This is a genomic window from Coraliomargarita parva (genome assembly GCF_027257905.1).
Lineage (GTDB): Bacteria > Verrucomicrobiota > Verrucomicrobiia > Opitutales > Coraliomargaritaceae > Coraliomargarita_A > Coraliomargarita_A parva.
On record NZ_JAPZEI010000012.1, the window covers coordinates 18543 to 38484 of the forward strand.

Here is a 19942-nt window from a genome sequence, read left to right on the forward strand (position 1 = left end):
AAAACGAAACATGAAAGCCATCTTCCGCTTTTTCCCGCTTGTCCCACTCATGCTTGCCATGGGCTTGGGGACGGCCTCGGCCAATGTGCCGGAACCTTCAACCATCTTCTACGGGAAGGTCTTGCACCGCGCCTACGGCAACGAGCACCGGTTGACCGAAGGAACGCTTAGCTGGACCTTGAGCAACGAGGCGGGTACCGAGTACACCTACACCGCCGAACTGGAAGACCTGGGCGGGGAACTGTCCTACCGCATCTCGATTCCGCACCAGGCCTTGTCTTCCGGACTGACCGTCGATTCGTCGGTCATCCCGCTCGGGACGGGCGAAGCGGAGTACACCTTCAAGTCGATCACGGTGGACGGCTATCCGGCCGCCATCCTTTGGTCCGAGATCGACATCCTTAAGCTCCTTCAGAATGCACGGGCCGCCACGCACCGGATCGACCTGCTGGTCTCCTTCGACCTGCTGGATACCGACGGCGACGGCATGCCGGATTGGTGGGAGCAGTTCTACGGGCTGGATTGGCAGACCCCGGATGACGAACTGGATCCGGATGATGACGGGTGGAACAATCTGGACGAGTACTACAACGGCACGAACCCGTTCTCGGATGACCGGGCTCCCAGTGTGCAGACTGCTGAAATTTCCGCCTTTGGTGAATCACTCAACGGTGTCTGGCTGCGTTCTGCAGACGCCGACACCGGTGCTGAAAATCTGGTCTATACACTGACCTCCTTACCTGACGGCGGCTATCTCTTGCGCATCCCCGCAGCGGGTGGGGTCGAGATGGTCCTGAATGTCGGCGACCAGTTCACCCAGACCGAGCTGAATGCCGGTGTGCTGGCCTACCGCCATACCGACACGCAGGTGGAAGACACAAGCTTCGGTGTCTCGCTTGAAGACGGCACCTATGCCGCAGACGAAGCCGAAGTTGCAATCCACATCTTCCCTCCGTCCAGCACCGCGGTTGCGGAAGCCAGCGAATCCAGCGCGATCCCGACCTGGTGGCGTGACGAAAATACCGTCTACGAGGCATACTGGGGGCTCCGCGAAAACGTGATCAGCGGCGATCTGGTCGAGTCCTCCTTGCTCTACCTTCTCGGCAAGAACTACGGCTGGACCATCTGGGACGAGCGCGCCTGCACACGCCCGGTCAGCCTGGCGACCACCCAACAGGGCTCACATTTCATCCTCGGCGGTTCGGAAAACGATGTCCTCGGCGGCGGCGACGAAGGGGACATCCTGAATGGCGGCGAGGGCAGTGACATCCTTAGCGGCGGCGCCGGAGTCGACCTCTTCATAGTCAGTGACACCGGCCTTGAAGTGATTACCGATTTCAGCTCCCTTGAGGATATCCTGGACTTGAGCGATCTGGTCAGTGGGCAGAGTGGTCAATTGAATGCTTATCTGCTCGCCAGTTATGATGGAGCCGACACCACCATCGGGGTCGACATGAATGGCGACGGCAGCGGCTACACCGATGCCACGATCCGACTGGAAGGCATCGAGCTTAGCCAGGACGACCTGCATCGCCTCTGGTCGCTCGGGCAACTGCTGCTCGGTTCTGTCCAGGGCTATGTCTCGGTCACCATCGAAGGCTGGCCGACGGCTGCCATCGAGGAAGGGTATTCGACCGCAGACCTCAGCGTGGTGCGCAACGGGCCGGTCAGCAGCGCACTCACAGTCAACCTTGATATTTCCGGCAGCGCGACCAACGGGGTGGACTACACCAGCCTGCCGTCCAGCCTGAGCTTCTCTGCCGGCCAGGGGAGCATTCCGCTGGTAGTGAATCCGCTGCTGGACGGGGCCAACGAGTACACCGAACTGGTGAATCTGGGACTGGCCAGCGGTTCCAATTATGTACTCGGTTCCGTGTTCTCCGGACAGATCAGCATTGTCGATGCAAAGCAACGCTTCAGCATCAACGCCATCACGGATGCAACCGTGGTCGGTGGCGAGCCCGCCTATCTCCAAATCCGACGCCAGGGTCCCAGCTCCGGCTTCGTGCAACTGCTGCTCAAGATCGGCGGCACCGGCGTGAGCGGCACAGATTTCACCGCAATCCCGACCATCGTGTCCTTTGCCGATAGCCAGGCGGCGCTGCTGCTTCCGGTTGAGGCACTGGCCAACGGCTCCCTGGCCGATCCGGAAACCAGTGAAACAGTGAGCGTGACGATCAAGCCGGCCTTTAGTGAGGAATATTCCCTTGGCACGCCCACAACCGCGACCGTGCGCCTGCTCTCGGATGCTCAAGCCTTCGATGCATGGCTGGCGGAAAGCATGCCGGAGGTCGATTCCTCCCTGAGTGAATCGGAATTGGCCACGGTGTCTTCACCGCGGACCGGATTCCAGGCCTTGCTTGAATATGCACTGTCCTACGGTCTGGACCTCGATGATGGCGTGGATGCCGAAGAGCGCGGACGTCTGGTCCCGCAGATTTTCCGTGAGAGTGACGGCTTGCACTTCGAATTCACGCAGCGCCTGAACGACGAAAACCTGCAGTACATCGTCGAGTGCTCGCCGGATCTGGTCAACTGGTACAGCGGAGCTGAATATTTCGAATCCGTTCCCCTGCCGGCAGCGGATGCAAACGCCGGTCGTGTCCGCTACCGTGTCCTGAGCGAGGGCGAAGAAGATAACTGCTTCATCCGCGTCCGAGTGGAACTCATCAATCAATAAGCACATGCAAGGAATCTCCCAACAGAAATACGCAAGCCGGCGGGCAATCGCAGGCGTTTGCCTGACGGCACTCCTTGCCGCTGTCTTTGCGGGGTGCTCCCCGGAAGTGGAAACGGATCCGGTTGCGATACAAGTAGGCGACCGGGAAGTCCGCTTGAGTGAGCTTCAGGCGCAGGTCGATTTCCTCGAAGCACAGGGAAGCCTGCTTTCGACCGACAGGGATGCCTTTATGCAGCGCTACACAGAGCGGTTGGCGGCACTCCAGCGTGCCCGGGAGCTTGGACTGGACCGTGACCTTGCCCTGCAACACCAATGGGAAAACCTGCTGATCGGACGCCTGCACCAACAGGAGGTCGAGCAGGCCATGGAAGCCTTGGCAGTGACTGAGGATGAGATCGGAACTTATTACGATTCCCACATCGGGGACTACACCAAGCCGGCATTGGCACGTCCGGCCCTGCTCTATCTGAAGAAGGGCAAGCATCTGGATGAAGCCGGTCGGCGGGCACTGTCTGCACGCCTGGAAGAGGCCCGTCAGCGAGTTGCTGAGCTGCCGGAAACCAGCCGCGGCTTTGGGGCACTCGCGATGGAATACTCGGAAGAGGGGACCAGCCGTTTCAAGGGAGGCGACATCGGCTGGCTGCAGGACGGGCAGGCGCGTTATCGTTGGCCGTTGGAAGTGGTGGAAGCCAGCTTTGCCCTCAGTGAAACAGGTGAGCTTTCGCCGGTGATCGAGACAGATGACGGCTTCTACCTGCTCATGCTTCTGGATAAGCGTGCCGCCTCCGTACGCTCGATGGAAGGCCGGTTGTCGGCCTCAATCGAGCACAAGCTTCTACAGGCGAAGAAACAGGAAATTGAAACCCGGCTGAAAGCGCAATGGCGCGACGACGCCGGCTTGTTGCTCCATTCCAATGTACTCTCGCAGCTTGATTTTAAGACTACCGAAAACAACGGGGAAGGCGGCAAAGCCTTCACTCAAATGCCCTGATTCCACGACCCTTTATTGCTATCATCATGACGAACATTTTATCCGACGGAAAGCACTTTGGATTGATCGCCATCACCAGCCTCTTGCTGGGAACATCCGGTACCGCGCTCGCGGTCGCCCCGGACGCGGTGAATGACGACCTCTCCTCCGATCCAGTCACCGCAGGGGTGAACAAGGAATATGATGAGTCCGACCTTACCGCGAACGACTTAGGCGACGGGAAGACGATTTCCCTCGTCAATCCGGCCAGTACGAAGGGGATCCTGATCTCGTGGAGCAACCCCCAGAACACGATTACCTACAACGCAAGCCTGAGCTCGACCTTTGACTATCTGGACTCAGGTGACAGCACCACCGACACTTTCGGCTATACCTTGTCCGGTACCGACGGGGATCCGGACTCCGCCACGGTCACTCTTCAGATCAACGGGGTGAATGACAGCCCGACACTCAGCGACTTAGGGGCGACCCAGAACGTGAACGACAATGCCACCGTGACACCCTTTACCGGTGTGACCATCACCGATCCGGATGACGGGGAAACGCTCACGGTGACCGTCACGATCAGCACGGCCAGCGAGGGGAGCTTCACCACCTTGGGAGGCTTCGTGGACCAAGGGAACGGGAGCTATGAGTTTTCCGGAACGGCCAGTGCCGCCCAAACCGCCTTGCGCGGACTCGTCTTCGACCCGACCGAAAATACGATCACACCGGGGGACTCCGACAATGCGACACTGACGGTCAAGGTTGATGACGGCGATGATTCCGTCTCCGATTCGGTCGCGATCAAGGTCACCTCGATCAATGACACGCCGGCGATCACCTTGCCGGGTTCCAACCCGACCACGGACGACGACGAAACGACGAAAATCTTCAGTGGTGTCTCGCTCACAGACCCTGACTATCAGGAGCAACTGGATATCGTGATTACCTATGACGAAAGCAAGGGGGACTTCACGGCTGCCAGTTTGAGCAGTACCGGATTTTCGGATGCCGGTAGCGGTAAGATTACGAAGACGGCCTCAGGCAGCCAAACGGTTGCCACCGCACAGACCGCACTCCGCAATCTCGAGTATGAGCCGATCCCGAATCTGGAACCCGTGGGCGATACCTACAACCTGACCTTCAATATTGACGTCGAGGACAAGAAGAACGCATCGGACAATGAAGACCTCACTGTCGTGGTGACCTCCGTCAACGACGCGCCAGAGTTGGACAACGCGGGCGTCTCCAGTTTCAGCCTCTCGGGCGGAGAGTCCTCCTTCATTTATGACCAGGTGACCGTGACGGACGCCGATGTCCAGGCCGCCGGTTCAGGTGACGGCGACGGCGACGACTTTACCGCGACCATTGTCCTGAGTGGCGGCGATACGCCCGGCGTGATCAGCTCCAACGAGTTTATCCTCTCTCAAACCGAGGACGACACCTATACCTTTACCGGGATCCTCAGCGAGGTTCAACAGGCCATCCAGGCGGTGACCTATCTGGCCCCAAGCAGCAACGGTACCTATTCTGCGGTTCTGACGGTAGAGGACAGCAACAACGGAACGTCCAACCCCGGAATCACGATCACACTCACGGTAACGACACCGACCCCAGGCATGACCGGTCTGGTCGCCGGGCAGCAAGTGGCCGACAACGGCGTGATCCTGCCCTTCGCCACGGCCATCTTTAACAGTTTCGGCAGCATCAACCGTCTCGTTGAAATCCGTTTGGACAACGATGCGAAGGGCACCTTCGACATCCTGGCCGGATTTACGAAGGAAACCGACACCGGGGCGGGGGATTACGTGTATACTTTCGAAGGCACTTCGTCGACCGCGACAACCGCACTTCAAACCCTGCGCTTCAAGCCGACGGCGAACCGCATTGTCGGCAGTTCGGAAAATGTCATTTTCACAATCAAGGTACTACTATTGGACGGTTCGGCAGAGCTCAGCTCCGACAGTCTGACCCTCACGGTGGTTCCCGTTAACAATGCACCGACGATCAGTAGCGACAGCCCGGAGATCCGGATTGATGACGACGAAACCGCAACCCCATTCGCAACGGTCAGTGTGGCGGATGTGGACGAAGGTGGTGATGAGGAACTGACGGTGACGATCAGCCTGATCGGCGAGGATCCGGACACCGGCCTGCCACTCGCAGGTGGTGGTGTCCTCTCAAGCGATGATGAAGACTTCGTGCGCATCGGAAGCACCGATGTTTATGAGATCACCGGAACCGCGGACGAGGTGAATGCGATCCTGCAAACACTGGTCTTCACGCCGACCGCGAACCGGAACGAGGAAGGTCAGCGCGAAACCGTGACCTTTACGCTCGAAGTCGAGGATGGAAACGGCGGTTACGCCCAGAACAGCAACACGACGGTGATTGTACTTTCGGTCAATGGCGCCCCCAGCATCATCGGGGTCCCTTCGGCCGGGCAGCAGCCGTACCCGATCGCCGGATCCGTTAACGCATCCGGCGACGTGGAAGCGTTCCCCTTCGCAAACCTGGAAGTGGTGGACGACGATGATAGCCTGGACTTTGTCATTACCCTGGATAATCCGGCCAAGGGGACGCTGAGCACTGACGATTTCACCACCAGTGACGGAGGCACGACCTACACCATGAGTGGTACCGACGCGGAGGTGACTGCCGCACTCAATGCACTCAAGTATACCCTGGATCCGGATTACCCCTTCAGTCTCTCCGCACCGGGACAGACCCAATTCACGCTCCAGGCAACGGACACCTCGCCGGCGGAGAACTCCACGACCAAGGTGTTCGAGATCGTGATTCGCGAGCAGAGCATCGCGCACATCGTGACCTCCGCGGCGGACAACACGCCCGGCGCGGACCCCATCGCGGGCTCCCTGCGTGAGGCCATCGAACTCGCCGGCAACAACGACTTCATCGTCTTCGATTTCAAGGTGGATGACTATCCGGTGACGATCCGCCTGAATAGCACGCTCGTGGTCAACAAGAACATCACCATCGTCGGCCCCGGTGTCGACCTGCTAACGATCAGCGGTGATACCGCAGCTGACGGAGTGGGCGAGTTGGATGCGGACGGCATCGGTGAGGTTGCGCTCTTCTATGTGGAACCGGAGGCCCAGTTCGCGATCGAGCAGGTGACCCTGGCCGACGGCTATGCGCCTTCCTACGGCGGCGCGATTTCCGCCGACGAAGATTCGCGCCTGGAGGTTCGCTACTGCCACTTCCTGAATAATACGGCCGACCAGTACGGCGGCGCGATCGACATGTTCCTCGGCGAACTAATCGTGGAAGGCTGCTTGTTTGAAGGCAACCAGGTGGCCAGTGCGACGGCCGTGGCCGGTGGTGCGATCTCGGTGTACACGACCTATGATTCCAGCATCATCAACTGCACCTTCAGCGAGAACCTTCAGGCCGGTACCGGCGCCTTCGGCGGAGCCGCGATCTACGCGGAAAATGCGGACCTCTCCGACTTTTTCTTCCTCCAGGTCGAGCACTGTACCTTCTACAATAACGAAGATACCATGCTTAGCGGCAGCGCGATTCTCGCGGCGTCCACCGGTATGGTCGTTGTCGTCCGGAACAATATCTTCGCAGACGAGCAAGGTCTCGTGCTCGATGTCCTCGGTGGTGGTGCGTTTGAGTCGCTTGGCGGCAACATCGCGACGGATGCGACCCTGACGACTTACACACAAGGTGGTGTCGCCCAGAACATCACGCTGCTCGGACAACCGACCGACCAAGTCTCCACGGACCCCTTGCTCCTGCCGCTCGCCGACAATGGAGGGGCAACCTTTACGCACGCACTGGATGCCGCCAGTCCGGCAATTGACAATGCACGCCCCGTGACTCCGGTCGAAGAGCAAATTGCGATCGACCAGCGCGGCGTTTGGCGCGACAATGATCCGGACATCGGTGCCTTCGAGGCGGACAACTTCAAGCGGGTCAATATCAACGAGATCTTCGTGCAAGGCGCCGAGGATGAGGACTTTATCGAGTTCTACAATCCGCGTGAATCCGCCAGCCTGGACATGGACGGCTTGGAGCTCTGGGTGGACGGTGCACTGGCCCAAACCTTCGGCACCCAGGTCTTGGCGCCGGGAGCCGGGTTTGCCTGGACCTCGACAGTCGATCTGAATGCAGAGCGCGGCACGTTGGAACTGCGCAACACGGACGGGCAGTCCGTCCTCTGGGTTGATTATGTGGCAGGCTTTGCCGAATCCGGCACGGAACTGGACATCACCGATCAATCCATTACACGCTACCCGCGCTATGAAGGGGCCTTCCTTCCGCACAAGCGTGTGGTGGAGCGCGTCACGGGAATCACAACAGGGGACGATACCTCTCCCGGCGACGACGTGGACGGTTCCGAATTGGGTGGGGGCAATGCACCTCCGATCGCAGTCAGTGACGAAACCGAGGGCTTCAGTGTCTTGGCCAATGAAATATTCGAGCCTGGTGTTATGCTCAATGACATCGAGTTCGACCGTACGGACACGATCAAGGTAACGGAAATCATGGACTTGGATGCCGGTGAAGTCATCAGCCAGGAGCTGTTTGCGATCGACGGTTCCGGCGTCATCACCCTCGAAGATTTGCCCGTATCTCCGGACACTACTGTGGATCCCACAGGTGTCGTGGTCAGCATCCTCCCGGATGGCGCAGGAATTAGCTATGACCCGACCGCATCCGACACCATGATCGGCTTGTCCGAAGGTGAAACAATCACCGATATCTGGGCCTACACGATTCTCGACTACGATGACACCGACACCGCCCAGTCACGCGGTGCCGACGACACCACCAAGGAAGACAATATCATCAAGGCCACGACTTTCTTCACCGTCACGGTGACCGGTGTGAATGAAGCACCTGACGCGATGGACGACAGCTTCAGTACCGCGGAAAACCAGGCGGTGCGCATTCTGGCCGACGCGACATTGCTTTCACCGGCGGTCTTCAGCTTTGGCGACCAGGATGCCGACTTCGGCGACTTTGATGCCTCCGGTAACCCGGTCGTACTCAAGCCGGCAGCTCCGACACTCGCCTTACTGGACAACGACGACGATGTGGACAGTGACGATACCAACGCCACGATCCTGCTGTCCGCCGTACACACGACGGAGGTTCCGACCGACTTGCTGGTGACGACCAGTGCGCTGGGCGCTTCGGTGGTCCTTGATCTCCGTGCCAACCGGGCGGAGACGAATATCCTCTACGATCCGCGGGGTTCGGCCATCCTGAATTCACTGAGCCAAGGCGAGACCACCGAGGACAGTTTCTACTATTCGGTGGTCGACCAACACGGGGCCCGCAGCATCGCCAAGGTGACCGTAACCGTGACCGGTGTGAATGACGTGCCAACCGCAACCGATGACGACGGGTACGAGGTCACCGAAGACCTCCTGCTTGAGATTGAAGGTGCGGAACTGCTGGCCAATGATACCGACCCGGACACGAACGGTGTCAATGAAGAGGACATGCCGGTAATCCTGCAGCCCATTCCGGCCAGCAGCACGCTGGGCGCGACACTCAGCTTTGACGGCACGACCCTGAGCTATGATCCGCGATCCATCGAAAACTTCCAAAGCCTGGCACGCAACGAGTCGATCATCGACACCTTTACCTATACGACGGATGACGAAAACGGTGGCACGGACGAAGCCACGGTGACCGTCCTCGTGTATGGGTTGAACGATGCCCCGGTGGCAGCGAATGACCTGCTCGAAATCCTCGAGAATGACACGACCGTGGTACTCGCTGCGGATGGCCTGCTGGCCAATGACACGGAAGTCGATATCAACGGCACACCTCCGGATGATGATCCCTGGGTTATTCCGCAACGTGACCTGGTTACGCCGATGGGAGCCGAGTTGAATATCAACACGGACGGCAGTTATCGCTATGACGCAAATTCGGCTGCAATTGATAGCCTGATCGAAGGAGAACTGGCTGTCGAAACATTCCCGTATGTCGTCATCGACAATAGCCGCACGGTGGCCAGCGACGACAGCTTCCGTGTCTGGGCGCACAGTGAGTCCGTCCTGTTGCCGGTACTGGCGAACGACGCCGCACTCGGCACCGGCCCCGTCGAGATTGTCGCTTACCAGGAGGATGAAGCGGATCCGGACGTCCTTATCATTGAATCGGACAACCATGCCTTGCGGAGCGGACTGCTCGTTCTTGTCTCCGGCTACGAGGGAACAGGCGATTACAACGGGGTCTATCCGGTCAGTGTGATCGACCGCGACCACTTTAGTATCCCCGTCGCCTACAGCGACGATCCCGAAGGCACCCGCGGCACTTGGCAGCCGTGGTTCAATATCACTGCAGCCACCGATCCGGATCAGGGTGGGGTGCTCGTGAGCCCGGACGGACAATACTTCCTCTACACGCCCACTGAAGGATTCTATGGCACGGAAAGCTTCAGCTATACGATCGAAGATGGAGTCGGAGGACAGGATGTCGCCACTGTGAATGTCAAGGTGGTGATGGCGCAGCTGAACGAACTGGTAAGCGCCTCTGACGACCAATTCCGTATCGGCATGGATACGACGGCCATCGAGGTCGACGTCCTGGCGAACGACAACATCCTTCCGGCAACAGGAAGCGCTCTCAGCATTCTCGAGGTCAGCCCGATCGACACTGCGGCCGGCCTGCTGGAAATCATCAATGAGGGTACCGCCCTGGTTTACACACCGCCGGCAGCCGACTTTACCGGCGAAGAAAGCTTCAGTTACGTCGTGAGCGGCGGTGGTGCAAATACCGCCGAGGCCGTGGTCACCTTCATCGTGGAAGACCGGACCGGCCAGCTGAGCGGCAATGACGACAGCTTCTTTGTAATTACAGGTTCCTCTGCCAACCTCTTGGATGTGCTGGCAAACGACCCCGATCTGCCCGCGTATCCGGTCAGTTCAAGCCTCAGCGCCTTGAGCGCGACCAGCTCGGGCGGGATTGTGGCAATCGAAGGGGATAGCGTGGCCTACACGCCACCGGCGAGCCCCTTCCTTGGAACCGACAGCTTTACCTACACGGCCAAGGATGCAAGCGGTGCGACCACAACCCAGACCGTACAAGTGACCGTGGTCGCAGATGTGGCCAACTTCCATGCTAGTGCGGACCATTACCGTGTGGTCGCCGGTTCGGGGCAGCAGGTGCTGCCGGTCCTGCTGAACGACGGCACGGTACAGAATCCGACTGCGACCTTGAGCATCGTCAATCTCGGTCTGGACACGGATGCGCCTCCGAATGTGAGCCGGGTCGCAATCGGTGCCGGCCAGAACACGATCCTCTACACGCCGCCGTCCAGCCCGACGGTCGAGGAGTTCAATTATGAGATCAGCATCGGCACGATTGACCGTCGTGAAGCGACGATCACGGTGACCGTGGTGGACAGCTTTGACATGGTGCCCGCGCCCGTCGACGATAACTACCACGTGGCCAAGGATAGTCCCGCCGTCGAACTCGACGTCCTTCTGAACGACCTGCCGTATCCGGATGCAGGATGGTCCTGGACGATTGCATCCGCGACGGTACCGGACCAGGGCGGCACCGTGGAAGTCGTGGACGGCACTTCGCTTAGCTACACGCCACTGGAAGGATTCTTCGGCACGGAAACATTCGAGTATACGATTGAGGATAGCTTTGGTGACAGTGCCACCGCGACGGTGACTGTCTACGTGGGCTCCATGCTGACCAAGCCGGATGCGTTCACCGTTCTTGAAGACAGCACGGGCAATTCGCTGAATGTGCTGCTCAACGACGACCTGCTCGAGCAGGATGCCGAGGACTACACCATTCTGTCGGTTTCGACACCGGACCAGGGCGGTTCTGCCTCGGTCGACGGTTCGGGACCATATAACTCCCTGCTGTATGCACCTGCACCCGGATTCGTCGGCGAGGAAGTCTTCACCTATACGATCGTCGACCAAACCGGTGGCACTCTCGAGGAGACGGTGACCGTACTCGTCGTGGCGACTGAAGCCGATCGTGACACGGCGGACCTCCGTGTGGAGATTACCGGTGTGAATGACATACCGGTGATTAGCGGAACTTCGGATAAGGCGACGACGGACAAGCTGCCGGTCAGCCCGTTTGCCGGCGTTACGGTGACGGATCTCGACGCATGGGGTGCTCAAATACAAACCGTCACGGTCAGCTATGATGCGACTTACGGCAGCCTGACCGCTCCTGGCATGAGTATGACCGGGGTTGGCCAATACCAAATCGTCGATACACCGGCTGCGGTCTCAGCCGCCTTACAAGCCATCGTATTTACGCCTTACGAGAACTTCATCGACTACATCGATCCGGGACAGGAGGACGTTGACTTCACCCTGAGTGTCGATGACGGATATGTCGCATCTCCGATTGTCGACGTGACTACGGTCACGGTCACTCCGATCAATGACGCGCCGACACTGACCGGGTCGATCGCCGACCTGCTCCTGCAGGTCAACTCCTTCGACCGGGGCTTCCAGTTGGCGCCGCTCTTTGCGGACGTGGATGACGACATCGCGGCCGGTGAGCTGGTCTGGACGGTTGTCGGGAACACTGATCCCTCGCTCTTCGACAGCGTTCAAATCGACAGCGACAAACAGATGCTTATCCTGAGCTTTGCCGCCAATCAGTTCGGTGTCTCTGAAATCACCATACGCGGCACCGACCGCGGCGGCTTGTACGTCGAGACCTCCTTTACCGTCACGGTGGAAGGTCCGCCGGTTATCGTGCTTGAGGATGGGGAAGTGGGCGACCCGACGGCAACCCTGCTAAACCCCAATTCCACGCTCTTCTACAATTACCGGATGTCCTTCCGGGTTGAGAACCAGGGCACCTTGCCGGCTGAAGCCTTCATCGTACGCATGACGGATCCTCCGGGGAGCACACCGTCGTGGGAACTGACCTTTGCCGAGTACAGCACCAACGAGAACGGTACGCCCGGCAACTTCCAGGACGACACCCGTTCGAGCAACAACGTCACGGTCAAACAACTTGGGACCGAGTCCTACCGGATCCGCTTCAACCTGCCATTGGCTTCCGGTGAGTCCGAAGTGGTGCACTTGACGTACCGATTGACGGTACGTAATGACAGCTTTGCGCCGGATGTCGCGATCGAACTGACAACCGCCGCCGGCACATCCGGCATAATGGAAATCGAGCCGGTGGGGGATGGCAGCGGCAACATCATGATCACCTTCTCGGTTGAAGCCGGTCGCAGCTATCGACTGGAATACAGCAATGACATGGTCACTTGGCTGCCATGGGCGGAAAGTATCCCCGTGAGCAGCTTCGACAGGACCTATACCGTGATTGATGACGGATCGAGTACGGACTCGCCGCCATCAGAAGTGGATAACCGGTTCTATCGACTGGTTGACATCACCCCATAGGCGCTGCCGTTCCCCTTGTTCAGCCACCCGGTGTGATGCCGGGTGGCTGTTTTATTGCTTAGCGATCCAGTCGCCAGGCCTCGCGCACCGGTTTTAGACGGCAATTTGCCAGCCACTGGTCCATCCAAGGCAGGTTTTTCCGGACGTCCTCCATATACCGGCGATAGACCTTCTTGTTTGGTTTCGCCTTCAGAAGGGAACGAGCGAAGCGGGGAAACGCGCGCAACAGACCGATCCGCTCCATGAATCGAAAATGCCTCCGGCAGGTTGTCAGCTTGCCGTGCACGGCCTTGATGCCGGGGATGTCCTCGGCCACATTCAACTGTAGTGCCAGCGTATGCCACAGCAAGTTGGGGACGTCGTAGTGGGCGCACTTCCACGGTTTCTCTTTCGTCACATAATGGAGCAGGGCCATCTTGCTGAAGTCGCAACGACGTGCCGCGGGATGACGGGGAGGCGACTGGACATTCCATTCGTCAGGCAGCCGCATCCAGTTTCCCTTGAAGATTACATTGAGGTAGGTCTGGTCGTTGAAGCTGCCCAATACCAGATCCGGGAGGACCCGCTCGAATGCCTTGAAGAGATTGATCTCGGCGCAACGCTTGCGGTTGATCACCATGACTCCGCTATTGAAGTAATTTTCCGTGGTGGAGGCAGGCTGCCCCTTGTAGGTATAGCCATCGTATTCATGGGTCGGGTTAAATGAGTCCAGAACGGCCGCAAGAGGAGCGTCATTCGGGCAGAGGCGTGCGAGTTCGCACAGGTCCTTCAGGACCAGGGTGTCCGCATCCAGATAGATGACGGTATCTTCGCTCAGTAGTTCCGGAATGTAAAACCGGGCGTAACTCAGGCTCGAAATCGACAATTGGGGGAGTCGGTTTTCAAAATAGCCAAGTTCGACCGGATGGAAGCGGATGCGGTCCCTGGGGAAAGTAAATCGATCGCACAGGCAGAGTATGCGATCGAACCATACTTCCGGTTCGTCCCGGATATCGTAGAAGATATGAATATTGAAAGTATCGAGCGCGCTGGTCAGAAAGACGGAGCCCAGACTGTTCATCAGGGCGGGCCCGAAGTCTTTGTTAAAGCTGAAGACGAGTGCGGTATTAGCTGGCATAGAGGAATCGCCACATTTTCTTTAAAAGAAAGCGGAGCAGGCTGTGGTAGGCGGGTTTTTAATTTACAGTGTAGTATGTAGGGATTAAGTAATTGGGTGTTTAACCTCAATTCTATTTCGTTATGCGTTTGTTTGCCTGCTTTCTTGTTACCTGTTTCTCGCTCCTCACGAGTCCCTTTCTTTCAGCTGCCGAAGAGGATAGTCACCTAAGAGGGATCAATCATCTCTACATGAAAGTCGACACCTCCGGTGCGTTGGGTATCAAGCCCGGCGAGCAAATCGATTACAGTGATATTGTCGAATTGCAGCTGCGCCGGGGAGACATCCGCCTGCGCCCTTACGTGGTGAACCAACCGGAGGGCAACATTCCCGTTCTCGAGATCAGCATTACCAGCACGGCTAATAGCTATGATCTTCTGCTCCGCGTGCGTGACTATGTGACCATTGACCGCAATAACGAGAAGACCGTGGCGACTATTTTCGAGATGGAGCGCGGTTCCGGTTCGGTTGTGACCGGCAGCGCCATGGAAGACGCGATCAAGTCTTCGCTGCGCGACTTGATGACCGATTTCGTCACCGTCTTTCGCCAGCAGAACAAGAACTAGCGCGGCAGCACCGGGGGGGAGGGGCTTGCTGTTGCGGCCCACATCTTGGTCCGCCTCGAAATGTGGAAGGTTGACAAGCGCGCGGGCAATTCTGTCAATCGCGGCATATGAGTGACTCAAAGCCAGTAATCCTGACCTGTGCACAGCCCACCGGTGTTCTGACCATCGGTAATTACCTGGGTGCGATCAAGAACTGGGCGACCATGCTCGACGATTACGAATGCTTTTTCGGAGTGGTCGACCTGCACGCCATTACAGTCAAATACACACCTGCGGAGCTACGGAAGAATACATTGTCCTGTGTCGCCCAGTATATTGCCTGCGGCCTGGATCCGGAGCGTTCCAATATTTTTATCCAGTCGCACGTGATTGGGCATACTGAGCTTGCCTGGCTCCTCAGCTGCATTACCCCCATCGGGGATTTGCAGCGTATGACCCAGTTCAAGGAAAAGGCGGCCAAGCTGGGCTTCAAAGTGGCTGACGAGGAGGATGCGAATGGGCTTCGTTTCTCCCACGAGGGGGCGAGAGCCCAGGCTTCGGTCAATTCCGGCCTGCTGATGTATCCTGTCCTGATGGCTGCGGATATCCTGCTCTACAATGCGGACGCCGTGCCGGTGGGGAACGACCAACGCCAGCATTTGGAACTCTGCCGCGACCTGGCGCAGCGCTTCAATCACACCTATTCCGATACTTTCACGATCCCCGAACCCTTCATTCCCAAAGCCGGTGCCCGGGTCATGTCGCTGCAAAGCCCGGATCGCAAGATGTCCAAGAGTGACGAGAACCAGAACGCGACGCTCTACATCTTGGACGATCCCAAGGTGCTGAAGAAGAAGATCATGAGCGCGGTCACCGATTCCGGCAGTGAAATCGTCGCACGGGAGGATAAGCCAGGCGTTTCCAACCTATTGCAGATCTACTCGGCTATGAGTGGGCGTGAGATCGCGGAGATCGAAGACGCACTGCAAGGCAAGGGGTATGGGGACCTGAAGAAGGAAGTGGCTGACGCGGTTATTTCCGTGCTCGAACCGGTTCAGGCCCGATACCACGAACTGATTGCCGACAAGGCCTATCTGGAGTCGGTCTTGAAAAGCGGTGCGGAAGCTGCCCAAAAGCGCGCCTACAAGGTTCTTGGCAAGGTTTACCGGAAAGCCGGATTTGTGGAGCGGCCCCGGTAAAACAGGATTGATACCAAGCGCTTACGGGCTATAGCTACAGCTTACTTCATACGTGCTTAACCCCCGAATGCAATCCGAGGAAGACCCAGCCTTAACCCTGTCCAAATGGCCCTTTTATTTGGGCGATTTGCTCTTGGTTGCCACGGCACTGGCCATTGCGGTTCTCGGTCAATGGGATTTGAGTAATTGGCAAGTGGCGTCCTGTGTCACCGCGGTGGCCTTGGGCGCAGCGCTCCTATGCCTGCCATACCTGTTTGAGCACTGGATGCGCACGCAGGATCTGGCGGACGACCAGAGCGCAGAGATCCGTGTCCTGCAACGCCAGGTCCGGGAACTGGCGCAGGCGATCGTCCAGATGCAGGAGGCCGCCGAATTGAGGGATGAACAGCTTCAGGATCTCGGACATGCCGGAGACCGGATTGCCAGTCTGGTCGACGCCAAACTCGCACAATTCAAGGTGGAGGTTCCGGAGCCCGAAGTGGACCCGGATCTGCCGGTGATGAAAGAGGGCCTTGCCGACTTAGCTGCCGCTCGCGATCGGCACTCAGCCGAATTGGCCAGCTTAACGGAACAGTTCAAGCGCATGGCCGAACAGCTTGCGGCGACACAATCCCGAATGGAAGCCACCGAAGCGGGATTGAAGGGGCTGAGTGAAAGGCCGGCTCAGCCACTGGCACGGCCTGTGCGGTCGCCGCGTAATCCGAAAAAGCCGGAAGCGCGGCTGTTGCACCGCGCGATCAAGGACAAGGCCGTAGACAAGTCGGAGGCGGTCAGTCGTATCATTCAAGCCAAGGCACGAAGCGAGGAGGTGTTGAAGGAGCCAGAAACACAGCCCCGGACCGAGGCATTGGAACCGGAACCGTCCGATCCGGAAGCCACCGCAGACAGCCCGGAACCCCGTGTTGTCGACGACTCGCCGGCGGAAGAGGATACCCCGTTGGAAGCGACTGAAATCAAGGGCGAGGAGGCCGTACCTGAGCTGGTCGAAGCCCCGCCGTCCTTACCCGTCAATGACGCGGAAGCAAGCGAACGCACAGAGGCTGCCGAGACTGAGCCCGAACTTACACCTGAAGTTCCGCGCGCGCCCGAACCGCCTCCCGCCGAGGAGCACATCGACTTGGAGGCTGAAGTGCCCCCGATGGAAGCCTCAGACATGTTGTTTGACGATATGCCAGAGGCCGCACCGGCCAAAAAGGCGAGAATCAAGAAGAACGATACGACACTTACGATCCATGTCCTCATCGGTATCGGCAACAAGCCGTATTTGCGTGGAAGCGGAGCCGGCTTGAATTGGGAATCCGGCATTTTGATGGAATTTGAATCCATTGGCACCTGGCGATGGATCGCACCCGCCGAAATGGAGGAAACAATCGAGATCTGCGTCTATCGGAACGACGAGGATCCGGACAAGACCGGGAAACATCGCCTTGAACCCGGCCAAAAACTGGAAATCGAGCCGAAATTCTAACTCGCCTAGGCCAGGAATTACGAATATGAATTTGTTTCAGCATGCAAACTGCTTAATCAAGCTGTAAGCTTTCTTTTTTCGATGTCCCAACCGGATTCCAACTTTACTCCCGAAGACCTACTCGCCGCTTCTCCGGATGCTGTTGTCGTTCACGACTTGAAGGACAATATTCTCTACTGGAACCAGACGGCAGAGGAATTTTACGGATGGTCGATCGACGAGATCCAAGGCCGTCCGGTAACGCGTATTTTTTATATGGATACTGCGGCGCGCAAGGAGGCACTGGGCATTCTGCTCGACGCCGGCAAATGGGAAGGCAACTTGCGCCAAATGGACCGCAACGGCGATGAGCACCTTGTCCGTGCCCGGCAAAGCCTTTTGCGTCATGCGGACGGCAGTCCGTATGCGATTCTCAGCTTCAACACCGATGTGACCGAGCAAATGAAGGTTGCCGATGCGGAGGCACGCGCCCATCAGGTGCGTTCCTCCAGCCTTCTGGCCGGCGGGGTGGCTCATGAGCTGAACAACGCACTGGCGCCGATCATGTTGTCCTCCGCCATGCTCAAGCGCACCATCGAGGACGAAAGGTCCCGCAACATGATTTCGATGATCGAAAAATGCGCCAATCGGGGTGCCGAGTTGATTGCGGACCTGATGGCCTTTGAACGGGGGCGGGGTGGCGGCAACGAGTCGATCCGCGCGACCCAGATCTTTCGCGCCATTCGTCGTGCCCGAGAGGAACTGGTGCCGGAGTCGGTTCAAGTACAGATCGAGGTGGATGACAATCTATGGGAATGCAGGGGAGACTTGAAGGAGCTGACCCATGTGTTTCGCCACATCATCCAGAATTCCTGCGAATCGATGCCGGAGGGGGGCAGCCTGCTGGTTCAGGCCGGCAACCGCCTCTTCGATGAGAACTTTGAAAGCTTGGCGCCCCAGGCGAAGGCGGGTGCCTATGTCAGTTTTGTTTTCAAGGACACCGGGGTTGGCATCGAGCCGGACCTTCTGGCTCGCGTTGCGGAACCCTTTTACACGACAAAGGAGCCCAAAAAAGGGCATGGCTTTGGCCTGGCCAATTCCCAAGCCATCGTGAAAGGCCATAAAGGCTTCATGGTTTTGGATAGTGAAAAGGGGCGGGGAACAACGCTGAGTATATTTCTGCCTGCTGCCATCAGTCCCGAGGGAATCAAGGGCTCTGCGCCACCGTTCCCCATCAGTGCCGAAGGCAACGGCAAACTGATTCTGGTGGCCGATGACGAATTCTTCATCCGGGAAACGATCAAGCGGACACTGGAGGAGCGTGGTTATTCCGTGATCACGGCCGAAGACGGGACGGAAGCCCTGGCGGTCTATGCGGCCAGGATCAACGATGTTGATCTGGTCGTCACGAATGTGGAGATGCCTTTCATGGATGGGCCGGCGCTCTGCCGCGCGCTAAAGAAGCTGAGTCCCGAGTTGCCAATCCTGGTTTCAAGCGGCCACAAGCAGCCTGATAAAATGCAGGAAATCAGGCAGACCGGCGTGGAGGACTTCCTCTCCAAGCCTTACACGGCCGATAATCTTGCGGAACGGATCAGCAAGATTCTTCATATCGAAGGGGATCAGGGCTGAACGTCCTTTCGTGCCTCCAGCCAGTGTAGCGGCGAAACCCCGAACTGCCGCTTGAAGGCTCGTGAGAAATAGTGCACGGAAGCAAAGCCCAGGGCCTCCGCCGTATCGGAGACGTTGTATTCGCCGGAACGAAGCATATCTTTCGATTTGTTTAACTTGATCAGGTTCTCGAACTCCCTGGGTGAATATCCTGTATGCTCGCGGAAGGTGGACCGAAAGGAAGAATAACTGATGCCTAGCTCCATGGCGAGGGCTTCGAGGTCCGTACGTTCGGGGCCGGCTTCAAGCAGGCGCGCCTTTGCCTTGCTAACCACTCGTCGCGTCAGAGGTTTGTTTGACAAATCAGACAAAGCGCTGGCCCTCATCAAGGATAATTGCAAGGGGATATGGCTGGCGAGGACTTGTTCTCCGCCGGCCTTGGGTGCCTGTAACCACTCCAGTTGCTGCTCGAACAAGCGTATCAGTTCTGCGCTATATATGGTCTGGAAGACCGGATTGTTGCGATTGAAGAATGTAGTCACGACCCGGTCTGCCTCCCGGCCCTCGAAGCCGACCCAGTATTCGCTCCATCCGGTATCGGAGGAAGGGGTGTAGCGATGCCACTCTCCGGGGAAAATGAGGCATGCATCTCCTGCGGATAGAGTCGTAAGCTTGCATGAGGAAGATTCGAAGAAGCCGCTCCCGGCCGAGATATAAAGGATCTGGTACTCGCTGAGCACGCGTCGTCCGTTGTTGTCAAACTGGTAGGCGAGGGGGTGCCCGGGCGCTGGGTAGGCGCCTCCGGGATGGCACTGCTGCCGGCCGGCATCGATCAGGCGCCAACCCCACTGGCTCACACTTGTGTCGGGGGGCAGGTATCGGCTGTAGCTCTCCTTGGTCGGTTTCATCTAAGTTAGCCTGAGGGAATTGTCAAAAAGTGCAAAC

The 19942-nt window shown here is 58.1% G+C and carries 9 protein-coding genes; 7 read left to right on the forward strand and 2 right to left on the reverse strand.

The window, feature by feature from the left end:
• The first annotated feature begins 10 nt into the window (after positions 1-10).
• The 3 genes from O2597_RS15965 to O2597_RS15975 are packed head-to-tail and all read left to right on the forward strand — an operon-like array spanning position 11 to position 13039.
• Complete coding sequence (locus O2597_RS15965; protein WP_269526451.1) at positions 11-2680, forward strand: cadherin-like domain-containing protein; 2670 nt, start codon at positions 11-13, stop codon at positions 2678-2680.
• Between the two features lie 4 nt (positions 2681-2684).
• Positions 2685-3671: a peptidylprolyl isomerase gene (locus tag O2597_RS15970; RefSeq protein ID WP_269526452.1), complete on the forward strand. Its 987-nt coding sequence runs from the start codon at positions 2685-2687 to the stop codon at positions 3669-3671.
• 26 nt (positions 3672-3697) lie between these two features.
• Positions 3698-13039, forward strand: coding sequence for an Ig-like domain-containing protein (locus tag O2597_RS15975; RefSeq protein ID WP_269526453.1), 9342 nt, complete (start codon positions 3698-3700; stop codon positions 13037-13039).
• Positions 13040-13097: 58 nt separating this feature from the next.
• Here O2597_RS15975 and O2597_RS15980 read toward each other — a convergent pair whose 3' ends face one another.
• Complete coding sequence (locus O2597_RS15980) at positions 13098-14156, reverse strand: glycosyltransferase family 8 protein (protein WP_269526454.1); 1059 nt, start codon at positions 14154-14156, stop codon at positions 13098-13100.
• Between the two features lie 122 nt (positions 14157-14278).
• Here O2597_RS15980 and O2597_RS15985 point away from each other — a divergent pair, with 122 nt between their 5' ends.
• From O2597_RS15985 to O2597_RS16000, 4 genes are all read left to right on the forward strand, one after another.
• On the forward strand, positions 14279-14761 hold the full coding sequence (locus tag O2597_RS15985; protein ID WP_269526455.1) for a hypothetical protein: 483 nt from the start codon (positions 14279-14281) through the stop codon (positions 14759-14761).
• A gap of 107 nt (positions 14762-14868) precedes the next feature.
• Positions 14869-15939 (forward strand): tryptophan--tRNA ligase, encoded by a 1071-nt coding sequence (trpS, locus tag O2597_RS15990; RefSeq protein ID WP_269526456.1) that lies wholly within the window; start codon positions 14869-14871, stop codon positions 15937-15939.
• Between the two features lie 67 nt (positions 15940-16006).
• Positions 16007-17407: a hypothetical protein gene (locus O2597_RS15995; protein ID WP_269526457.1), complete on the forward strand. Its 1401-nt coding sequence runs from the start codon at positions 16007-16009 to the stop codon at positions 17405-17407.
• Between the two features lie 81 nt (positions 17408-17488).
• Complete coding sequence (locus O2597_RS16000; RefSeq protein WP_269526458.1) at positions 17489-19018, forward strand: hybrid sensor histidine kinase/response regulator; 1530 nt, start codon at positions 17489-17491, stop codon at positions 19016-19018.
• Here O2597_RS16000 and O2597_RS16005 read toward each other — a convergent pair.
• On the reverse strand, positions 19009-19905 hold the full coding sequence (locus tag O2597_RS16005) for an AraC family transcriptional regulator (RefSeq protein WP_269526459.1): 897 nt from the start codon (positions 19903-19905) through the stop codon (positions 19009-19011). The two genes, O2597_RS16000 and O2597_RS16005, sit on opposite strands and share 10 nt — an antisense overlap.
• Positions 19906-19942 lie beyond the last annotated feature (37 nt).

Coding starts and splice junctions, on each gene's coding strand:
- trpS (WP_269526456.1), top strand. CDS start 14,869: ATGAGTGACTCAAAGCCAGTAATCCTGACCTGTGCACAGCCCACCGGT.
- O2597_RS16000 (WP_269526458.1), top strand. CDS start 17,489: ATGTCCCAACCGGATTCCAACTTTACTCCCGAAGACCTACTCGCCGCT.
- O2597_RS16005 (WP_269526459.1), bottom strand. CDS start 19,905: ATGAAACCGACCAAGGAGAGCTACAGCCGATACCTGCCCCCCGACACA.
- O2597_RS15980 (WP_269526454.1), bottom strand. CDS start 14,156: ATGCCAGCTAATACCGCACTCGTCTTCAGCTTTAACAAAGACTTCGGG.
- O2597_RS15975 (WP_269526453.1), top strand. CDS start 3,698: ATGACGAACATTTTATCCGACGGAAAGCACTTTGGATTGATCGCCATC.
- O2597_RS15995 (WP_269526457.1), top strand. CDS start 16,007: ATGCAATCCGAGGAAGACCCAGCCTTAACCCTGTCCAAATGGCCCTTT.
- O2597_RS15970 (WP_269526452.1), top strand. CDS start 2,685: ATGCAAGGAATCTCCCAACAGAAATACGCAAGCCGGCGGGCAATCGCA.
- O2597_RS15965 (WP_269526451.1), top strand. CDS start 11: ATGAAAGCCATCTTCCGCTTTTTCCCGCTTGTCCCACTCATGCTTGCC.
- O2597_RS15985 (WP_269526455.1), top strand. CDS start 14,279: ATGCGTTTGTTTGCCTGCTTTCTTGTTACCTGTTTCTCGCTCCTCACG.